The sequence below is a fragment of the Nostoc sp. NMS4 genome, from assembly GCF_017115095.1.
GTDB lineage: Bacteria > Cyanobacteriota > Cyanobacteriia > Cyanobacteriales > Nostocaceae > Nostoc.
In genome coordinates, this window is the sequence record NZ_JABXKI010000386.1 from 1 (window position 1) to 20,216 (window position 20,216).

The 20,216-nt window shown below is 44.1% G+C and carries 17 protein-coding genes; 3 read left to right on the forward strand and 14 right to left on the reverse strand.

The window, feature by feature from the left end:
- Positions 1 to 97: 97 nt before the first annotated feature.
- The gene (locus HWQ37_RS31980) at positions 98 to 1,117 is read right to left on the reverse strand and encodes a polyphosphate kinase 2 family protein (protein WP_292754974.1); all 1,020 of its coding nucleotides are present in this window, start codon (positions 1,115 to 1,117) and stop codon (positions 98 to 100) included.
- Positions 1,118 to 1,245: 128 nt separating this feature from the next.
- On the opposite strand from HWQ37_RS31980, the gene HWQ37_RS31985 reads away from it, so the two are divergent.
- Positions 1,246 to 2,532, forward strand: coding sequence for an RNA-guided endonuclease InsQ/TnpB family protein (locus HWQ37_RS31985; protein WP_292754977.1), 1,287 nt, complete (start codon positions 1,246 to 1,248; stop codon positions 2,530 to 2,532).
- 38 nt (positions 2,533 to 2,570) lie between these two features.
- Here HWQ37_RS31985 and HWQ37_RS31990 read toward each other — a convergent pair whose 3' ends face one another.
- The 10 genes from HWQ37_RS31990 to HWQ37_RS34785 form a co-directional block, all read right to left on the reverse strand.
- On the reverse strand, positions 2,571 to 5,117 hold the full coding sequence (locus HWQ37_RS31990; protein WP_292754980.1) for a plasma-membrane proton-efflux P-type ATPase: 2,547 nt from the start codon (positions 5,115 to 5,117) through the stop codon (positions 2,571 to 2,573).
- A 107-nt stretch (positions 5,118 to 5,224) separates the two neighbouring features.
- Positions 5,225 to 5,851 carry a histidine phosphatase family protein gene (locus HWQ37_RS31995; RefSeq protein WP_292754982.1) on the reverse strand — a complete coding sequence of 209 codons (627 nt, stop codon included), beginning with the start codon at positions 5,849 to 5,851 and terminating at the stop codon, positions 5,225 to 5,227.
- The gene (locus HWQ37_RS32000; RefSeq protein WP_292754985.1) at positions 5,848 to 6,900 is read right to left on the reverse strand and encodes a class I fructose-bisphosphate aldolase; all 1,053 of its coding nucleotides are present in this window, start codon (positions 6,898 to 6,900) and stop codon (positions 5,848 to 5,850) included. The genes HWQ37_RS31995 and HWQ37_RS32000 overlap by 4 nt, the downstream gene beginning before the upstream one ends.
- A 343-nt stretch (positions 6,901 to 7,243) precedes the next feature.
- Positions 7,244 to 7,777, reverse strand: a complete 534-nt coding sequence (locus HWQ37_RS32005; RefSeq protein WP_292754987.1) for a DUF3122 domain-containing protein — start codon at positions 7,775 to 7,777, stop codon at positions 7,244 to 7,246.
- Positions 7,778 to 7,816: 39 nt separating this feature from the next.
- Positions 7,817 to 8,326, reverse strand: a complete 510-nt coding sequence (locus HWQ37_RS32010; protein ID WP_292754990.1) for a rhodanese-like domain-containing protein — start codon at positions 8,324 to 8,326, stop codon at positions 7,817 to 7,819.
- Positions 8,327 to 8,520: 194 nt separating this feature from the next.
- Positions 8,521 to 8,886: an HPF/RaiA family ribosome-associated protein gene (locus tag HWQ37_RS32015; RefSeq protein ID WP_292754992.1), complete on the reverse strand. Its 366-nt coding sequence runs from the start codon at positions 8,884 to 8,886 to the stop codon at positions 8,521 to 8,523.
- Positions 8,887 to 8,915: 29 nt separating this feature from the next.
- A complete protein-coding gene (locus HWQ37_RS32020; protein WP_292754996.1) occupies positions 8,916 to 11,357 on the reverse strand; it encodes a phosphoketolase family protein in 2,442 nt (813 codons plus the stop codon).
- A 13-nt stretch (positions 11,358 to 11,370) separates the two neighbouring features.
- Positions 11,371 to 11,895: a universal stress protein gene (locus HWQ37_RS32025; protein WP_292754999.1), complete on the reverse strand. Its 525-nt coding sequence runs from the start codon at positions 11,893 to 11,895 to the stop codon at positions 11,371 to 11,373.
- A gap of 120 nt (positions 11,896 to 12,015) precedes the next feature.
- Positions 12,016 to 12,210: a hypothetical protein gene (locus HWQ37_RS32030; RefSeq protein WP_292755002.1), complete on the reverse strand. Its 195-nt coding sequence runs from the start codon at positions 12,208 to 12,210 to the stop codon at positions 12,016 to 12,018.
- Positions 12,197 to 12,286 (reverse strand): hypothetical protein, encoded by a 90-nt coding sequence (locus HWQ37_RS34785; RefSeq protein WP_363318227.1) that lies wholly within the window; start codon positions 12,284 to 12,286, stop codon positions 12,197 to 12,199. Before HWQ37_RS34785 ends, HWQ37_RS32030 begins: the two co-directional genes overlap by 14 nt.
- 678 nt (positions 12,287 to 12,964) lie before the next feature.
- On the opposite strand from HWQ37_RS34785, the gene HWQ37_RS32035 reads away from it, so the two are divergent.
- Together HWQ37_RS32035 and HWQ37_RS32040 are read left to right on the forward strand one after the other, a co-directional pair.
- Positions 12,965 to 14,407 carry a glycosyltransferase gene (locus HWQ37_RS32035; RefSeq protein ID WP_292755005.1) on the forward strand — a complete coding sequence of 481 codons (1,443 nt, stop codon included), beginning with the start codon at positions 12,965 to 12,967 and terminating at the stop codon, positions 14,405 to 14,407.
- 103 nt (positions 14,408 to 14,510) lie between these two features.
- Positions 14,511 to 15,284: a sucrose-phosphate phosphatase gene (locus HWQ37_RS32040; RefSeq protein WP_292755008.1), complete on the forward strand. Its 774-nt coding sequence runs from the start codon at positions 14,511 to 14,513 to the stop codon at positions 15,282 to 15,284.
- Between the two features lie 65 nt (positions 15,285 to 15,349).
- On the opposite strand, the gene HWQ37_RS32045 is transcribed toward HWQ37_RS32040, so the two are convergent.
- The 3 genes from HWQ37_RS32045 to HWQ37_RS32055 form a co-directional block, all read right to left on the reverse strand.
- Complete coding sequence (locus HWQ37_RS32045) at positions 15,350 to 17,590, reverse strand: HD family phosphohydrolase (protein ID WP_465249734.1); 2,241 nt, start codon at positions 17,588 to 17,590, stop codon at positions 15,350 to 15,352.
- A 365-nt stretch (positions 17,591 to 17,955) separates the two neighbouring features.
- Positions 17,956 to 19,596: an alpha/beta hydrolase gene (locus tag HWQ37_RS32050; protein ID WP_292755013.1), complete on the reverse strand. Its 1,641-nt coding sequence runs from the start codon at positions 19,594 to 19,596 to the stop codon at positions 17,956 to 17,958.
- A 23-nt stretch (positions 19,597 to 19,619) separates the two neighbouring features.
- On the reverse strand, positions 19,620 to 20,216 hold a 597-nt coding region (locus HWQ37_RS32055), incomplete at its 5' end, for an alpha/beta fold hydrolase (RefSeq protein WP_292755015.1).

Below are 20,216 nucleotides of genomic sequence, written 5' to 3' on the forward strand. Positions count from 1 at the left end.
AATACCTAATATACGATATATTAAGAGCAAAAGAGAGATCGCCTAAAAATCACGATTCCCAGAAATAGCGATCGCTAATATCAACCAATTCTCATCCTTATTTCTGGCTCTCCAGAATTTCCTTCGCATCTAAAAGTCCTTGATATTGTTCTTCGCTGACCTTTGGATATTTGAGATTCAGTTCCTTTAACTGCGTGTAAATGATACCCGCCACAACCAGACGAGTAAACCATTTGCGATCGGCGGGGATAATGTACCAAGGAGCATATTTTGTACTGGTGTGATTGAACATATCCTCATAGACAGTCATATAGTCATCCCAAAAGCTACGCTCTTTCGCATCATTCACAGAAAATTTCCAATTCTTTTCAGGGCGATTAATCCTTTCTAGAAAACGTTCTTTCTGCTCCTCCTTAGATACATTGAGAAAAAACTTGAGGATAATCGTCCCGTTATTAACCAGATGTTTCTCAAAGTTGTTGATTTCTTCAAAGCGGCGCTTCCAAATATTATTATCAATTACACTAACAGAGATCGGTCGCTGCTCTAGGATTTCTGGATGCACTCTTGTTACTAAAATTTCTTCGTAATAAGAACGATTAAAAATTCCAATTCTTCCTCTTTCGGGTAAAGCTTTAGAACATCGCCACAAATAGTCATGATTTAACTCTTCCGTAGATGGAGCTTTAAAGCTATACACCTGACATCCTTGAGGATTAATACCCGACATCACATGTTTAATCGTGCTATCTTTACCAGCCGCATCCATAGCCTGAAAGATGATTAGCACAGCATGGGTGTTTTGGGCATAGAGAACATCCTGATATTCAGCTAACGCCTCAATACCTTCCTTTAATTGACCTTTAGCTTTTGACTTTTTGAGGTGATCCGCTTTATAGCCTGGGTCATAGTCTTTGGCAAGAGAAATTTTTCGTTCTGGTGGCACAATAAAAGGACGAATCAAATCGTCAAGCTTTTCGATGGGAAATGGGTTTAAGGATGAATCAGTGTGGTTATGTTTATCGGTCATACTTTTAACTATTACGCCGTAAGTCTCCCACTGAATTTGGTACTTCAAATCAGTGGCGAGATATAAGGTGGTTGATGAGGATTGCATCTAATATTAATTTTTTGCACAGCAAAGACAAATATTAGATGTATGACGAATCAACAATTATTTTCTTTTAGTACTTTACCACAATCTATTTTTATGATAAAATACAGATATCAAGGAGGTGATGTTGAGTGCTACACAAAGTTGTACAAGTCCGTTTATATCCATCAGTTGAGCAACAGATCCGACTAGCTCAAGCTTTTGGCTGTGCTAGATGGTGGTGGAATTATGCTCTAAATAAGTCGATTGAAACTTATAAGGAAACAGGTAAGGGACTTAGCCGTGCAGCACTCAACGCATTTCTCCCTGCACTCAAAAAAGCTGATGAAACCGTGTGGTTAGCCGATTGTTATAGCCAAGTTTTACAAGCTACGACACTGAATCTAACTACAGCGTACAAAAACTTTTTTGAGAAACGTGCTGGATTTCCTAAGTTCAAATCTAAGCACGGAAAACAGTCTATCCAGTATCCTCAAAACGTCAAGATTGTAGATGGTAATGTCAAACTTCCTGGCAATATAGGGATAATCAAAGCCAAAATACATAGACTAATTGAGGGGAAGATCAAAACTGTTACCGTGAGTAAAACGCCGTCAGGTAAGTACCTTGCATCCATTCTGACTGAAGTTGAGGGTATTTCGACTCCGCTCAATACAAGTGAAAATCCGGTTATTTCAGAAGGTAAAATTTACGGGATTGACTTAGGACTAAAACACTTTGCAGTTGTTACTGACGGTGAAAAGGTTTCCAAGTACGATAACCCTAAACACCTTGCAAAACATGAAAAAAACCTCAAGCGCAAACAAAAGAAATTAGCGCGTAGGCAAAAAGGGAGTATTTCAAGAAATAGATATAGAAAAGTTGTTGCCAAAGTTTACGAGCGAGTTAGTAACTCAAGGCAGGATTTTCTACATAAACTTAGTTGTAAGTTAGTCAGCGATAGCCAAGCTGTCATAGTAGAAAATCTTAATGTCAAAGGCATGGTGACGCTCGAAGACTCGCTAACGCTACGCTATCGTAATCACAAATTGGCGAAATCAATATCTGATGTTGGGTGGGGAACATTCACAAACTTTTTAGCTTATAAGCTAGAACGCAGAGGTGCAAAGTTAGTTGAGATTGACAGATGGTTCCCTAGTTCCAAACTTTGCTCTAATTGTTTCTATCAAATAGGTGAGATGCCGTTGGATATCCGTGAATGGACTTGTCCTCACTGCGGCACTCATCATGATCGTGACGCGAACGCCGCGCAAAACATAAGAGCAGAGGGTATCAGAATGATAAAGGCGGAAGGTTCAGCCGTCTCTGCTGTAGGAGGGGAGGTAAGACCTATTCTTGGGCGAAAGTCTAAGTTGCGGCACTCCCCCGTGATTACAGAAGCCGACACTGTACTTGGTACTCCAAGTCAGTGTGGGTAGTTCACCTCTCAAATATTAAATTAATATCTTGGGTAAGCTCATGGTTTGTTCTTCTTTGACGGCGATCGCTTAGAGATATCAGCTTGGGTTGCGTGGGAAAAAGGCTTATGAGAAAACCATTGATTCAACCGTCTTAAACCCCGTGTTACATAAACGGGTTTAGCATGATTAAACACGCCGTATGCACGCTGTTTCACCCAGTCTGCAATCAAAAACCAGATCAACGCATAAATCCAGACAAAACCTGCCAAACCCCATCCGAGAGGGGTCATAAAGATGCCATACACTGCAATCAGGGTTGCGAGTATTTGAGTTCCCAGGACGGCTGCTAGCAAAATTCGGGCTGGTTTAATCGACCAGAATGACCCCTTAGTGCGCGTTACGAAGATGGTGAGATGCCCAGCAATGGAAAGCTTCAGGTAAATCAACGTTTGCAGAATGCTGCGATCGAGGTGAAAGTACCGTTCTCCCAAATACAACATCCCAAAAGAACTGGCTAACCCAGTTACCCCCAAAACAGTTGCCAGTCCCAAGACGATGGGCATATTCCAGGTTTCGGGGCGATTGGCGGGACGGGTGTTATCGTAGGCAATGGAGATGATCGCACCATCATTTAATAATGCCAGCAGCACAATCATGATGGCGGTGACGGGATAGAAGTTGTAGACCACAATGGAAAGGGTCATGAACAACAAAACCCGGATGGTTTCGGTAATCCGGTAAATCGCGTAGTTGTTCATCCGCTGAAAGATGCGGCGGCTTTCTTGAATAGCCTCTACGATTACAGAAAGTCCAGGTGTGAGCAAAACAATATCGGCAGCCGCACGAGCAGCATCGGTGGCTCCAGAAACCGCAATTCCGGCATCAGCTTTTTTGAGGGCAGGGGCATCATTAACACCATCGCCAGCCATGCCCACGAGATGCCCCCGTTGCTGCAAGACATCCACAATATGGTATTTGTGTTCTGGGAAGACTTGAGCAAATCCGGCGGCGGCTTCAATCGCATCGCTAACTTGTCCAGTTTCGTGAGGTGCGGCTGCTTCTAGCAAACTGGCATCAAGGATGTCTCCCTTTAGCCCTAGTTGATGAGCAGTTTCACGAGCGATCGCCTGTTGATCTCCCGTTAACATTTTCAAGTCAATTCCCAGCTTTTTCACTGCCTGAATCATCAGTTGGGAGTCGCTGCGGGGTGGATCGAATAGCGGTAGTACGCCCAAAAATTGCCAGTTCTCATCATCGTCAGTCCGGGCAACCCCCAGCGATCTAAATCCGCGTTTGGCAAACTCTGCGATCGCTTTATCCACTTGCGGCTGTACCTGAGCGACATTTTTTGAGAGCGCCAGAATCACTTGGGGCGCACCTTTTGTCACCTGAAAGCGATCGCCACCATCAGCACTTTCAACGGTGGCTTCGGTACGTTTCCCCACGGGGTCAAAGGGCTGGAAGTGGACAATTTGGTAAGCATCTAGAGGTTGATTTGGCTTCAAACCAGCGAGAATTGCCAGGTCAATGGGGTCTTTGTCTTCATCACGAGAAGCAAGGGCGGCGTTGAGGATCAGCGCTTCTGGAGCCGTATTGCCCACACAAAAAGGCTCTCCCAGAGTTAACTGGTTGAGAGTTAAAGTACCCGTTTTGTCAGAACAGAGAATGTCAATTCCAGCCATCTCTTCAATGGCCGCCAGCCGACTCACGATCGCTTCCTTTTTCGCCAGTTTTTGCGCTCCTACAGCCATTGTCACTGACAGCACCGTTGGCATTGCTACGGGAATGGAGGCAACCGTCAGCACCAGTAAAAACCGCAGGGTAGTTAGCCACGGATCGCCCCGAAACAGTGTTACTACCAGCACCACTACCACCAACACCAGGGCAATCACGATCAGGTAATCGCCGATTTTCAATACTGCTCGTTGAAAGTGGCTGACTGTCTGGGCAGATTCTACCAAGTGGGCGGTTTTGCCCATGTAAGTATTAATTCCAGTGGCATAGACAATTCCATCCAATTCTCCTTGCTTGAGGATAGAACTGGAGTACAGCACACTTCCCACTTGGCATTCTACGGGTAGTGATTCCCCCGTCAACGCCGATTGGTCAACCTGTGCCGGATCGCCTGACAAAAACCGCACATCTGCGGGGACAATATCGCCCAGACGCAAGCGGATCAGGTCGCCAGGAACCAGTTCGCGGGCTGGGATCTGCGTCCAGGTGTTATCTCGTTTAACCCGTGCCTGGAGTGCTAATTTTGCCTTGAGAGCAGCGATCGCATTCCCCGCTTGAAACTCTTCCCAAAAACCCACCACTCCGTTGCCAATTAGGAGTAGCAAAATAATGCCAAAATTAACCCAGTCTCCAACTATTGCAGAAAGAATCACCGCCGCCTCAATCATCCAAGCGATCGGCCCCCAAAAGTGCGACAGGAATTGCATTATTGGGCTGACAGTCGTTTCGGGTAACTCGTTGTAGCCACCTTTTGATTGTCGTTGCAGTGCCTCTTTTTTGCTCAATCCCTGATTGGAAGTAGTCAGTTGCTTTTGTAGTGCTTCTAAAGATAGATGCGAAAGCGTTTCTTGATCGGTAGATACAGTCATGAGATGGCTCCTTTACTGGTAAATCACGCAAAAATGATTGTGGCAAGCAGCGCATATTCCAGAAAAAGATAGGCAGCCGATAGGGAAGCGCAGATTGCAGTACACTTTTAGAGTAGAGAATCCTTATTGAATATTTCGTGAGAGGCAGCATTCCACAAAGCAATGACCGACACCTCTGGGTGGTGGGGGTCGAAGGCGAAAATACTGATCGATGCCGTGCTAAGGGGGAAATGCTGCGCTTCATCCACCGTTAATCCAATCCAGCGCACAGCCAGAACGCCACCGAATTGACCGTGGGAAAAGAGAGCGATATTGCCATCCAGGGAACGCAGACGAGCGATGAGTCGATCAGCACGATCAGAAATTTGGGTGGGCATTTCACCGTGCGGACAACCGTCCCGAAAAATAGTCCAGTCCGGGCGCTCCTTGCGGATATCCACGGATTTCTGCCCTTCGTAATCGCCATAGTCCCATTCGACCAGATCCGGTTCAATTTCCGGGACTTGATCCAGCCCGACCAACGCACAGGTTTGTTGGGCGCGTTTGAGTGAGCTGGTCAGCATAAGGGAAAACTGGATATCCCGGAGGTGCTTGCCAAGTTCCCGTGCCTCGGACTCGCCGTTTGCAGTCAACGGAATATCCGTGCAACCTGTGTGCCGACGGTCGAGCGACCACTCGGTTTCGCCGTGCCGAATCAGGTAAAGGTGTAGGGGAGTAGATATACTTGTTTTCATGCTCCCCTCCCTTCCATCGTGGCATTGTATTCGCCCCGACGCGCCGCCCAATTGCACTTAGCTCGATGCAGCAGAGCCTGCTGTGCTGCCGACACATTAGCATCTTTACCTTGCCAAATCTCCAAAGCCGGTTGCTGGATGGCACGGGCAAAGGAAAACGCCAATGCCCAAGGCGATGGGCTTTGCCCCACCGTAGGCGATCGCAATTTGAATTTAAGATTCATCGCATTCAAACGAGCCGAAGCCAGTTCACCGGATTGTCCACCCGACAAGAACGCAATCCCCGGAACGGCAGCTGGGACTGCCCGTAATAGACAGTTCACCGTGGCATCAGCCACCTCGTCCACCGATTCTTGTTGAGAACAGGTCAATCCGGGAAGCACCATATTGGGCTTCAGGATCATGCCCTCCAGTATCACCCGTTGCGTGTAGAGTTGGTTGAAAACGGTTCGCAGAACTTCCTCCGTTACCTCGCCGCACTGTGACAGGCTATGCACTCCGTCCATCAGCACTTCTGGCTCGACAATGGGAACCAATCCGGCTTCTTGGCACAACGCAGCATAGCGAGCTAATGCCTGGGCGTTGGCTTCGATACAACCCCGGCTGGGAATACCAACACCGATGGTAATCACCGCGCGCCACTTGGCAAAACGAGCGCCCTTATGAAAATATTCCTGGAGGCGATCGCGCAATCCATCCAGACCTTCGGTGATCTTCTCTCCAGGATGACCTGCCATATCCTTAGCACCGATATCAACTTTGATACCGGGAATGATTCCCGCATCGGTAATGGCTTGCACAAAGAGAGTGCCATCTTGCTTTTGCTGGCGGATCGTTTCATCGTAAAGGATCGCGCCACTAATATATTCACCAAGACAGGGCGTGGTGATAATTAATTCTCGATAGGCGCGTCGGGCTTCTTCAGTCTGCGGAATGCCTAGCTTTGCGAATCGTTTGTTACAGGTTGGATTACTTTCATCCATCGCCAGCAGACCTTTGTAGTCGGCAACCAGCATCCTTGCAGTGTCTATAAGGTCTTGTGCATTCATCTCTGACTCCTGGGAAAATTTATTGACTATTAATTGAGCTAGATAGAGCCATTGGCACATAGATCGAGATGCAGGTTGAGTTTGATTCTGTGGTTAAAGTGGTTAATTCATCAATAGTTAATAAGTTGATGAGGGAGCAATGCGATTTTGTGAGGTGCTTAAAATTCAGGTGCTAAATCACATATTTAGGGGTGCGATCGCAGGCAAATAACTGTTTTTATTGAGAATCTAGGTTTGTAACTGAGAATAAAAGTCCGATCTCACTTTTTCGCATTGCTCCCGTTGATGATGTACCTGCCAGGAAATTTTTTGCTCAAGTTTGTATCAGGTTATAATGTTTTAATCAATAGCTAGTAAGGGTTTGCCATTCCTGAATTGCAGCAGAGGGAACAGATAAGCTTACGGATTCACCGTCGATGGTTGGTAATGTCAGTTGCAGGGGAATCTCCGCTTGTAACTGTGGTAGCGCAAGCTTAATGTCATATTCTCCGACATTCGCTGGGGCTGTTGTATCCTGAGAAATTTCGCTAGAAATATCCCTGGCGGTCAGAGTTTGCCCCAGGGATGTTGTCAGGGTAAGCGGTTGAGTGCGATCTAATTTTGCCGCACCATAAAAGCCGATTAATCGCAGAGAGACGATCGCACTACCTTCGGGATGGATGCGCTTAAAGGCGATCGCTTGCCAGGAGTTTCCGTCCTGATCTTGCAGGGTTTGCCGGGATTGGTAGAGCATTTGCCCTGGATATTCTTCGATTTGCGTCACAGATGCAAAAGCGGGTAATGGACTCCCAATAACCAGTAAAACGCAGATTAAAGTAGCTAGTATCCAGCGCATCAGGCGAATTTTAGACCTGTTAAAGCTGATAGAGTTGATCATAAAAGTCCTGATAAAGTTAAAATCTCTTGTTTTGGAGCATTACTTGGAGGCGATCGCTTCTCCTGCGGTTTTCCAACCTGCAAAGCTAGGTGGAAACCCCTGGACATTCTCATAACCCAATAAGTGCAGTGTCATTACTCCCATTGCCGATCGATAACCGGCGGAACAGTACAATACCACGGAGCGATGGCGTGGAATTTGATCTAGATTACCAGTCAAGGTTCGGAGCGGAATATTGATTGCATCAGGTATATGTCCAGACTTATACTCAGAGGCTTCTCGCACATCCACCAACACGGTTTGAGGGTTCTTTAATAGGTTTTTTAACCCTTCCACACTAGCGATCGTGTAATAGCCTGGTGGAATTGATGTGAGAAAGCGATCGATTGTTGATTCCAGATTCACGGTTTTTTCAGACATTGCTTGCATCTTTTCTTGAAAGATTGGTCTAGTTTCTGCGAGAATCGGATTTTGCCCAATGCCAACCAAAAGACAAAAACATAGTGCAAATCCTAGCAATATCGTCTGAATTGATTTCTGAAAGCTCATAAATTTCTCCTAAAGTCCCAGTAAAAATTTGAGCCGATTCGATCCAATACTGCGTAGGTTTTGGAATTTATTGGTTGAGGCAAACAGGGGGAGGCTGGCGTTGAGTTTTACCTCCCCTGCTTATCTGAGCAGTATTGCGATTCGATCTATTTCCTTTCAGGTCTTGTGCATTTATCTCTGACTCCTCGGAAAATTTATTGACTATTAACTGAGCTAGACAGAGGTGGGTCAGTTCTGTGATTTTCTTGATGCTCTAGTCGCCCCAGGGTGTGTTCGATCAAGTGGGTTAATTTCTCAGCCGCCCCGTCAACGGCTTGGTCTAAGGTCGCTGCCTGATGTGTTACCGCGATGGGCTGGCGGCCTTTGAGGCGGGCTTCTATCATGCAGCGCATATCGTCATCGCCGCCCTTCTTGTCGCTGTTCTCATCGCTCAGGTGAACATCAACGTGAGTAATGCGATCGCTGAATCGGCTCAGGCTCTCTTCCACTACACCACTAACCTGAGTGGCTAGTGCTTCGTGACCTTCGATGTTATGGCCGGTATGGATTTGGATTTGCACGATGTTCTCCTGTTGTAATTGTGATTGGCTTAATATTCAGATGGAATGACCGAATTATTTCCTGCCCCCCACTTCCAATTGCGGATTTCCGGCAAGTCTTCGCCGTGCTTGTCGATATAATGCTTATGCTCGATCAACTTGTCCTGCATCATCTGCTTGAGATAGGCTCCCTTACTACCCAAATGCAGCAGACGATCCACCACGTCTTGCACCAGATGAAAGCGATCCAGGTCATTTTGCACCCTCATGTCAAAAGCTGTTGTGATTGTGCCTTCTTCCTTGTAGCCCCGGACGTGGAGATTGCGATTGGTACGCCGATAGGTTAGCCGATGCACCAACCAGGGGTATCCATGAAAGCCAAAGATGATGTGCTTGTCTTTGGTAAAGAGCGAATCGTAATCCGTTTCGCTTAGTCCGTGCGGGTGTTCGCTCTCGGATTGCAACTTCATCAGATCGACAACATTAATTACCCGAATTTTCAGATCCGGCAGATGTTCGCGCAGGATGGAAACGGCTGCCAAAATCTCTAACGTCGGCGTATCTCCACAGCAAGCCATCACTACATCCGGCTCGGTATCCTGGTCGTTGCTAGCCCATTGCCAGATGCCAATGCCTTCAGTGCAATGCAATATCGCCGCCTCCATACTCAACCATTGCGGAAGCGCGTGTTTGCCAGCAACCACCACATTTACGTAGTGTCGGCTGCGTAGGCAGTGATCGAAGACCGATAGCAAACAGTTTGCGTCGGGTGGCAGGTACACACGCACGATATCGGCTTTCTTGTTGATTACGTGGTCGATGAAACCGGGGTCTTGGTGCGTGAAGCCGTTATGATCCTGCTGCCAGACGTGGGAGGCAAGCAGATAGTTCAGCGATGCAATCTTCCGTCGCCAGGGCAGTTCCGATGTTACCTTTAGCCACTTGGCGTGCTGGCTGAACATCGAATCAACAATACGAATAAACGCCTCATAGCTGTTGAATAGCCCGTGCCGCCCGGTCAGCAAATAGCCTTCCAACCAACCTTGGCACTGGTGTTCACTGAGCATCGAGTCCAATACTTGTCCGGCGGGCGCGAGGAATTCATCATTTTTTTCTTCCCGCGCTTCCCACTGACGATTAGTAACTTCAAACACCGCGCCCAAAAGATTCGAGAGTGTCTCATCGGGGCCGAAGATGCGGAAATTGCGCTGATTCAGCTTGACTACATCACGCAGGAATTGGCCCAGTACGAGGGTATCTTGACCGTCAACGGCACCAGGTGAAGGCACATACACCGCGTGGTCGCGGAAGTCTGGCATTTGCAGGTCGTGCAGCAGTATACCGCCGTTAGCGTGGGGGTTCGCACCCATGCGGCGATCGCCCTTCGGGGCTAGTTCAGCCAATTCCGGCATGAGTCGGCCATCCTCATCGAACAGTTCTTCTGCTTTGTAGCTTTTCATCCAGCTTTCTAACTGCTGGACATGATCGGGATGCTCGGAGTTCACCAGTAGCGGCACCTGGTGCGATCGCGATGTGCCTTCGATTTGCAGACCATCCACGACTTTTGGCCCTGTCCAGCCCTTGGGCGATTTCAGGACGATCGCCGGCCAGCGCGGGCGAGTCATATCGTTTTTGTCCCGTGCATTGCTTTGGATTTGCCGAATATCTGCGATCGCCTTGTCCAGGGTGCTGGCCATAAGTTTGTGCATCTTTTCCGGCTCGTCGCCTTCCACAAAGTAAGGTGTCCAGCCGCAACCTCTGAGAAATTGCTCTAACTCCTCATGCTCGATGCGAGCTAAGACGGTTGGGTTGTTGATTTTGTAGCCATTCAGGTGCAGGATTGGCAGCACGGCACCGTCGGTAATCGGGTTGAGTAACTTGTTAGACTGCCATGCAGTCGCTAAGGGGCCTGTCTCCGCTTCCCCGTCGCCGATGACGCAAGCGACAATCAGTGAGGGATTGTCGAAAGCAGCACCAAAGGCATGACTGAGCGAGTACCCCAACTCACCACCTTCATGAATCGACCCCGGCGTTGTCGGTGCAACGTGGCTGGAAATCCCACCAGGAAATGAGAATTGCGTGAACAGCTTTTTCAACCCAGCTTCGTCCTGAGTGACGTTGGGATAAACTTCGCTCCAGGTGCCTTCGAGGTAAACGTTGCCCACAATTGCTGGGCCACCGTGACCAGGGCCAGCGATGTAGAGCATATCTAGGTCATATTTCTTGATCACCCGATTCAAGTGTACATAGATGAAGTTCTGTCCCGGTGTCGTACCCCAGTGTCCAACTACCAGAGGTTTGACATGGGAGAGTTTCAGAGGCTCTTTCAGCAATGGATTGTCGTAGAGATAAATTTGCCCAACTGACAGATAGTTGGCAGCACGCCAGTAGGCATCTATCTTGTGGAGTAGTTCTGGGGAAAGAGTCTTTGTTTTTATGGTTGATTGCCCAATTTCTAAGCCTATTCCGCCAGTCTTATCAATTACTTTCATGCTTCTTCCCTCTTTATTTATCTTTATCAGGATTTGTATCTTTGATGACTAAAACAGAACAATTCGCATGATCAACGACATGATTGCTGACACTACCTACGAAAAACTCTGCGATCGCTTCCAGCGCGGCGTAGCCCATCGCAGAGTGGTCATGCCGACCTAGTACGATCAGATCAGCATTCCACTCTTGAGCAACACTAGAAATTGTTGCCCCTGGCTCACCAAAATGGTGTTGATATTCAGTTGAAATATTTCGGGCAGTTGCCTGATGACAGTATTCTTGTAACCAGGTTTTTGCCTGCTCAATCTCTAGCTGAAGTGTTTCCTCGCGCATTGATGGAGAAAACCCAGTGTTGATCGGATAGAGTCCAAATGTCCCACCTGACTGGAATGCTGGATCGATCGCAGTAAAATCTACGAGGCAATGAAGGATCATCAAATTAGCTTGCTCTTGCTGCGCTAGATTGAGTGCCCGATCAAACACAATAGATGTTAAAGGAGAATGATTAATGGCAACCAGAATGCGTTTAAAGTTCATTGTTTCGAGCCTTCAGGTTAATCTCACTTAAAGTAATCTGCAACTATCGCTCTGTCTGTATTTTTGCCAGCTTGAGGAACACTTCGTCGGCTTTAAATTCATCATTAAACCCAATCACAATTAAATTAAGTCACTCATAGTAAGCTGTTCTAATGGTGTTCTACACGACTTGCAAGCCAAAATGGAATTCCAATTCCCACAAATTGAGGCAGGTGTGTCAAACTTTGAGGGACACTCGACAAACGCATACCACTTGTTCTGTTGTGTGCGGTGCGGCTCTGATTGCTCATCAGTTTCAGGCTCAATAGTTCTCATGTTGATCTCCTTTTGAATCAAATCTTAAATGACCGCAGAGTTCTCGAAGAATTTCTTCACCGTTGCACTCGCTCATCACTTTCTGTTGATTAACTCTCGACCTCCGCAAAATTCCTGATTAGTTCCCTAGTTTTTCACTAGAACAGAAAACATCGAATACTTCCTCTATCTTGCTAGGTAAATAAGTTCAATTTCATCTATCGCTTTTGAATGGTTTATCAGAATTTGTATAATTTATACATCAGATCAAACACTAAATATGACTTGTTGATAATTGCTTGTGGCTTGAAACAGAATTCTGACTCCTGAATTCTGTTTCGATAGAAATTGATTTAGATAACATTTTTTTATCAGTAACCGATTTCTCACCGATATTTAACCGATATTTCAACTTCTAAAATGTAACATCTTGGAACGAAAGCATTTTGGTAAGTTTATTTCAGTTTTAAGGAAATTTTTATGCACAGATTTTCAATAAATATTTCCAATATTGTTATTACCAATAAAGAGTATCGCAAGCTTAGAGCTTATGCAGTAGATAATCAAATATCAATTCATGAAGCAATACGGTTATTAATTGATTCTCTTCCAGAATGCTCTCCAAATAATAACAAATTAAGTAGAAGCCATTCGTTTATGTTTCCTAGAAGGCTTTTACACGTTTCTTTCGATGATAGGTAACTTAATAAATAATTTTTTCTCCAAGTTACCTAGCTGTGAATTTTTGTACCACATACCATAGTGAATTTTGATTATGAATAATCTTGCTTCTTTAAATTTAGTTAAATCTCTAGAAAATTCTGCTTCAGAAACGCCAAATTCTCAACCAATTTATGCCCTAATTTCAGTTCATGGCGATCCGACAGCTGAAATTGGTAAAGAAGGGGCAGGTGGTCAAAATGTCTACGTGCGAGAATTGGGATTAGCATTAGCAAAATGCGGCTGTCAGGTTGATATGTTTACCCGACGCGAATACCCTGACCAAGAAGAAATTGTGGAATTAGCACCAGGGTGTCGCACTATTCGTTTAAATGCTGGGCCAGCAGAATTCATTACTAGAAACGATTTATTTGAATATTTACCAGAATTTGTAGAAGCCTGGCTGAATTTTCAACAACGAACAGGGCGCAGCTATGCTTTGATTCACACTAACTATTGGCTTTCTGCTTGGGTAGGATTAGAACTTAAATCTCGATTGGGATTACCCCAAGTTCATACCTATCACTCTATAGGTGCAGTTAAATACCGCAATGTGGAGAATCCGCCGCAGATTGCTGCAATTCGTAATTGTGTGGAGAGGGCAATTTTAGAACAAGCAGATTATGTAATATCCACTAGCCCTCAAGAAGCGGAAGATTTACGTCAGTTAATTTCGCAGTATGGACGTATTAAAGTCATTCCCTGCGGAATTAATACTGAACACTTTGGTTCTGTAAGTAAAGAAGTTGCTCGCCAACAGTTGGGAATTGATGCAGATTCTCAGATAATCTTGTATGTAGGACGTTTTGATCCCCGTAAGGGAGTTGAAACCCTAGTAAGAGCTTGCGCCAATTTACCTTCAACATTTCAACTCTATCTAGTTGGTGGTAGCCGTGAAGATGGAGCAGACTTCAAAGAACAACAACGCATTGAAACTTTGGTGAATGACCTGGGATTGAAAGCCGTTACAGTTTTCACTGGACGAATTTCTCAAGCGCTGTTACCTGCTTACTATGCCGCAGGGGATATCTGCGTTGTACCGAGTTACTACGAACCTTTTGGTTTAGTGGCGATTGAAGCTATGGCAGCCGGAACACCCGTAATTGCGAGTAATGTGGGAGGATTGCAGCATACGGTGGTGCATGGTGAAACCGGATTTTTAGTTCCTCCTCGTGATTTTAAAGCATTGGCGATCGCTATTCATAGCCTATTACAAAATCCAACTCTCAAAGAAAGCTATGGCAATGCTGCACAGAATTGGGTTCAGTCTCGTTTTAGCACTCAGGGAGTTGCCGCCCAAGTTCACGAACTCTATCAATCTTTAACACTTGATACATTTGTTCAAGAAATTATTCAAACTAGAAAGTTAACTCCAGATTTGGAAAGACAAATCCAAAGTTTGTTGAAGTCAAAAGTTTTGAAATCTAATGAAATTAAAGCTCTAGAAAAATTAATTGACTCTTTTTCTAATGACATTGTGCAGTGGGCAACCAATTAAATGATATCGTTACCGGTTAAAGACTGATCATTAATACCGCAGTTCTTGCTGGGAGCAAGGGGAAAGAGGTTTATCAATACTGTTTTAGTGGGAATAAACAAATATGAAACTGTTTTTGGTGATTGAATTAGATAATACCTTGGTTGGTAACAATCGAGCTATTGCTGCTTTAAACCAAAGGCTAGAAGCTATACGCAATCAGATTTACTTAGTCTATGTTACTGGTCGCTCTTATGCTTCTAGTCGTCGGTTGATAACAAAAGCACAACTTTTGAAACCAGATTATTTAATCACCAGTGTAGGTACTGAAATTTATCAACAGGGTGTGCTTTTAGAAAAGGATTGGGCAAATCAAATCTCAAAAGATTGGGATTGGGATGCAGTTTGGACAATTGCTAGCTACTTTTCTGCACTGATACTCCAACCCGACAGCGAACAAACCCCCTATAAATTAAGCTTTTGGCTAGATATGGATGCGCCACTTGAGGTTATCCATGATTTGCAGGATTTGTTAACTTTTACTGGATTGCAAGCTGAGGTGATTTTCAGCAATGGGCGGGACGTTGATATCATACCCAAGAACAGTAACAAAGGTGAAGCAACTGCATATCTGCAAGAATTGCTGCAAGCCCAATTAGATGCAACCGTTATCTGTGGAGGTTCTGGAAATGACATCAGTTTATTTCAACAGCCATCAGCTGGGATTATCGTTGCTAATGCCCAAACGGAACTTCTGTGGTGGTATTACAAGACACATTACCCTTGGCACTTTTTAGCTCACTACCCTGGTGCTGCGGGTATTCTTGAAGGATTGATTTATTTTAATATTTTGCCATTTCCTAATAGTTGGAGGGCGATGGGCTACGCGCCACCATAGGCCGCAACCTATTCCAAATTAACTCTATCGCACTTTGGAAATCCAGGAGTAGCCTTAGCTAATATCTAAAGTTTAGGATAGGCAATCCGTTGGTGATGAAATTGCTGCCAAACCTGGACAAAAATATGAGCAATTTGAGACATCTCTGCCCGTGTTAACCCTGAATCTACCAACTGATTATCCTGCCAACGTGCTTTCAAGATTTTATTTACCATTGCCAGTGCTGCTTCTGGGGTTGCGTCTTTGAGGGAGCGTAATGCCGCCTCACAAGCATCAGCCAATATAGCAATCCCCGTTTCTTTGGATTGGGGAATGGGGCCGTCATAGCGGAAATCTGATTCGTGTAAAACTTTTTCAGGATTTTGTTGCTGTGCTTGTTGGTAGAAATACGCAATTAAGATGGTTCCTTGATGTTCGGGAATAAATGCCTGAATAGCACTCGGTAGCTTGTGTTGATGAGCCATTACCAACCCTTCGCTCACATGCTTTTTGATAATTTCGGCACTTTTCCAGGGATCATTAATCACATCGTGTTTATTAATACCTCCCATTTGATTTTCAATAAATCCTAGAGGGTCATGCATTTTACCAATGTCATGATAGAGAACCCCAGCCCTAACGAGTTCCACATTACAATTTAATGCTCGTGCCGCAGCTTCTGCTAGAGTAGCGACAAACAGTGTGTGCTGGAAGGTTCCAGGAGCTTCATTAGCTAGGCGTTTTAATAAAGGTCGGTTGGGATTCGACAATTCAGCCAGACGAATAGGCGTGACTAGATCAAATAAAGCTTCTAGGTAGGGGCTTAAACCTAGTGCTAAGATGCTCCAAACTAACCCTGCTAAACCGTTGAGGACTGCTGCACCCAGCACAGCATACCAAAGGGGTGCGATCGCAGTGTTGACCAACAAATAAACTACTCCCTGCGTCAACCCAATTAAGATTCCCAAGGTAGCTAATTCCTCTCGCGTTCGCAGTGCTTCTCTACCAGGGTATCGCCATTGTCCCGCCATCAATCCGCCAAGAATTCCGCCAGCTGCACTAGGTACTAAATAATGCCAGCTAAGTTCCGTTCCCATTGAGAGCAATATCGTTAGTAACCCCATAACAGTACCTCCGATCGCAGTACCGTAGAAGCTACCAACAAGCAAACCAATAGCAGGTAAGCCTGTAAATGATTTGGTCAAGATTATTAGCAACGGCGCACTGAGAGTAAGGAGCAGTATCAAGAGATAATCGCTTCGTCGTAATTTGGCGTAAATCCTTCGTTCTACCAGTTTGAAAACAGCCACAGCCAATCCCACCATCCCACTAAAACGAATCAGATGCAGCCAATCGATTCCGCGTTGACTCAAATGAAAGTGGTCTAATAGAACAAAATCAGCCTGGGTAATTTTTGCTCTAGCCTGAACGATAACTTCACCTTTTTGAATGCTGACGATCGCCGGTTCTACTGCTTCGGCTGCTTGTTCTGCAATCAGCTTGGTTTGCTCAATGTCTTTAATTAGATTAGGTGCGATCGCCTCTGATAGCAATCGCCTTGCTAAAGGTTGTGCTGTTTCTGGCACAGAAACACTCACCTGCATCCCGATTGCAGAGTTCAGGTTAGCCTTGGATAGCCCAGGATAAATGCCCTGTGCTAACATTCGGTCTAAAGTTTGACGCACTTGGATTTGAGTTTTTTGCCAATCTGTATCAGACAGGTTTAAGAAAGTGGCATCGTAAAGGGTTTCGGGTTGGGCATAGACGCTTTGCGTGTTGTCTTTAGACATCGCGCTCAGGGCTTTTAGGCTGATATTATAGCGCTGACGAGCTTGGGCGATCGCTTTTAATAGTTGAGCAAAAGCCTGGGAGGAGTTAGACTCTCGGTAAGTTCGGAGTTTTTTCACTGCTAGCTGCTGGGCAGAATTTAAACCAGTCAGATTGCTATTTTTATCCAAACCTCGTAATACTTGCTGCCATTGAGGTTCTGGTGCTTGTTGCAGGTAAGTTTGTGTAGCAGTGGACAACACTGAAGTCTTAACAAAGGGAAAATTGCCCAAATTTTCGCGGATTTGATTGCCTTTTGTGAATAATTGCTGGAGATTTTGGTGAATTTGCTCATTAATTACTGGGTCGTCAACCCAGACTGCTGAAGCACCGCTACGAGCCTCCCTGCGTCTTTCTTCTGTTGTTTTTACATCTTCAACACTGGCTGAACTTGGTGCGGTAAGCGTTTGAGGAGCTATCTTACCTACATCCAGTTTTGGTTGGTTATAAAAACGGTAGCCTAGTCCACTGGAGAGAGATAGTACGACAAACACAAACATCCCAGTAGAATAGAGACGGTTTTTTAGATGCGATCGCTTACTCTTAGGTCTAGTTTGCCTGTAATCCCTACGAAATAAACTCAAACACCACCCCCAAAAACTACACCACTATAGTGCTTGTTCATTATACTTGGGCAATTATCGATATCAGTGACCAATCTATTTTATCTACAACAAAACTTACTTTACATTGCTCCCCTATGAACCTAAAGTAGTCCAAATCAGTGATATCTCTGGAGTTAAGCGAAATACCTAAATTGGCTCATTGCGAGTTGCTATATTCATAATTACTGCTAATTATCAACACTTACTTTTCAGATTAATAATATTTAGTGTTTTTTTCATCCCTCTATAAGTTTATCTATTTATTTAAACGCTTCTTGTAGTTGTTCGGATGTGAGAGATTTAATTAAACTTAAAGGTAGTGGCTGCTGACTAATTGTATTAACGTAATCTGTACTCAAATAAGGAAGGTAATTTGACTGTTCAGCAATGTATGTTTCAAAAAAAGGAACACTCAAAGCTTTAACATAACGACGTGCCAAAGCAGGACTTGAACCGATTACTTGTGTAGGAACAGGTATAGTTGCATTTGGTGATTCTGCAATAGTAGAAAAATGTGTACCGCCATTGATAAGTACTAAATATTTACTTGGAGTTGTTAACCAAGTAAAAGGCTGAATTTGCTCTGGTAAAGCCGGAGCAACTGTATCAGAACTGCCAGATACAATCATCACCGGAATTTTGATTTGGCTGAGACTAGCTTGACCAAAAATACTACTATCAACTGGATCGATCGCAATTATTGCTTTTACCCTTGCGTCAGATAATTTATATTTAGCATTTGGTAAATTTAGCGCTAAACATTGAAGTAAAAGCGAAACATTTAACGCATTTTCCAAAGCTGGACAGTCAGCTTTCAGTTGCTCAAAATTAATCTTTGCACCCGCCAATGCTAATGCCGTATATCCACCAAATGATTGCCCTACTACACCAATTTGTTCTAAATTTAAACGTCCCTTAAATGTTGAATCAGACTGTGATAATCTAGTAAGTTCATCTAGTAAAAATTTAATATCTAAAGGTCTATCAATTAGTTCTCTAGGATTAGTAACTCTATCTGCTGTACCTGCTAATAATGCTTGCAGTTGTTTTGCATCACTACCAGGATGTTCTGGAACAGCAACCACAAAACCATAAGATGCGAGATGTTCAGCTAGATATGCAAAACTGGTTCTATCAGAACCAAGTCCGTGTGAAATGACAATTATCGGACGAGGAGTTTGAGCAGTTGGGAGGTAAATATCGGCAGGAAATCTCCTCTGACGTGAGAAGTCATTAAGTGTAATAGTTTGCTTTGAGAAGCGAAAACTTCCGGTTTTTCCCAAGTCCATTAATGGAACAGTCTTAAGTGTAGAAGCTGTAGTTACCTTTTTTTGAGATTCTTGGTTAATAAGTGCTACTGCATTTTTAGTTTGATTTACTAAATTCTGTAATGACTCGGCTATTGCCAAACTCTGGTTTAAGTTAATGGAAATTGCGCTCGCTGGAAACTTACGTAATACATTTAAAAGTGTAAAATTTTTTTGATCTGCGGCTGACAAAATCAGTGCTGCACGAATTGCATAGAACCCTGATAAGCGAGATTCTGTCTGAATAACTTTCCCCAATTTTTCTAATAATTGCTCACCAATGGGTGTATAAAGAAATTGCGAAATTTCTACTTGATTTAAAGGAATAGGAGTTAGTAAAACTTGACGCAGTTGAGCTAGTTGTTTTTTGTCTACATAATGACTATATCCAGCTAAATCATTGTCTACTTTGCCTGTTCTAGCATAGGTTTCGAGCGAACTAATTGGGATAGACCTTTCTAAAAGACCATAATTAAATTTTAGGCGCTCTGCACCGAAAGCGGAATGAGCAGTTAGTGCAGGTAGTAACCCTATACTAAAAATTCTCAAAGCCAATTTTAACCAAACAGTTTTTTTATCTATCAAATGAGTCATGATATATCATTTAAAATAGTACACTATGCAACAGTAAAATTAGCAGATAATAAAAGTTGATAGAGATTAACATCCCTTTCAACTAAGCAAGCATGACCGCTATGAGGTAAAGTTATTATCTGATGATCAGGGAAAATATTACTTAAATATTTTGCTTCTACTTCTGAAGGTAAAAGTCGGTCATTTCTACTACCAATTAGTAAGACAGGTTGAGTAATTTGAGATAGTTTATTCTCGTCAACATCAAATTCTCTCATCATAGATAGTCGCTGATTAGCAGTTTCTTGTGGTGCGGAACTAGTCGATTTTGAAAGAGCTTGTCTAGCAGTAGGTGAAATTCGACTTAAATTAGCTAAAAAAGGTAAAGATAAAAACGAGGATATTTTATAAAAAGGTTGAGGTGCATAAGGAAACAAAAGTGAACCTAAACTTAACCAAGATACTCGATGAAATGAAGAAGCAGAATTAATTAAAATAATCTTTGTAAATAGCTGAGGAAACTTTTCTAATACTTTGAGTGCCAAGCAACCACCGAATGATTCTCCACAAAGATAAACGTGCGATTGCGGTACTTTTTCTAGTTCTATCTTGGTTAAAGTTGCTACTTTTTCTGTCATTTC

Coding starts and splice junctions, on each gene's coding strand:
- HWQ37_RS31980 (WP_292754974.1), bottom strand. CDS start 1,117: ATGCAATCCTCATCAACCACCTTATATCTCGCCACTGATTTGAAGTAC.
- HWQ37_RS31990 (WP_292754980.1), bottom strand. CDS start 5,117: ATGACTGTATCTACCGATCAAGAAACGCTTTCGCATCTATCTTTAGAA.
- HWQ37_RS31995 (WP_292754982.1), bottom strand. CDS start 5,851: ATGAAAACAAGTATATCTACTCCCCTACACCTTTACCTGATTCGGCAC.
- HWQ37_RS32000 (WP_292754985.1), bottom strand. CDS start 6,900: ATGAATGCACAAGACCTTATAGACACTGCAAGGATGCTGGTTGCCGAC.
- HWQ37_RS32005 (WP_292754987.1), bottom strand. CDS start 7,777: ATGATCAACTCTATCAGCTTTAACAGGTCTAAAATTCGCCTGATGCGC.
- HWQ37_RS32010 (WP_292754990.1), bottom strand. CDS start 8,326: ATGAGCTTTCAGAAATCAATTCAGACGATATTGCTAGGATTTGCACTA.
- HWQ37_RS32020 (WP_292754996.1), bottom strand. CDS start 11,357: ATGAAAGTAATTGATAAGACTGGCGGAATAGGCTTAGAAATTGGGCAA.
- HWQ37_RS32025 (WP_292754999.1), bottom strand. CDS start 11,895: ATGAACTTTAAACGCATTCTGGTTGCCATTAATCATTCTCCTTTAACA.
- HWQ37_RS32030 (WP_292755002.1), bottom strand. CDS start 12,210: ATGAGAACTATTGAGCCTGAAACTGATGAGCAATCAGAGCCGCACCGC.
- HWQ37_RS34785 (WP_363318227.1), bottom strand. CDS start 12,286: ATGAGCGAGTGCAACGGTGAAGAAATTCTTCGAGAACTCTGCGGTCAT.
- HWQ37_RS32035 (WP_292755005.1), top strand. CDS start 12,965: ATGAATAATCTTGCTTCTTTAAATTTAGTTAAATCTCTAGAAAATTCT.
- HWQ37_RS32040 (WP_292755008.1), top strand. CDS start 14,511: ATGAAACTGTTTTTGGTGATTGAATTAGATAATACCTTGGTTGGTAAC.
- HWQ37_RS32045 (WP_465249734.1), bottom strand. CDS start 17,590: ATGTTTGTGTTTGTCGTACTATCTCTCTCCAGTGGACTAGGCTACCGT.
- HWQ37_RS32050 (WP_292755013.1), bottom strand. CDS start 19,596: ATGACTCATTTGATAGATAAAAAAACTGTTTGGTTAAAATTGGCTTTG.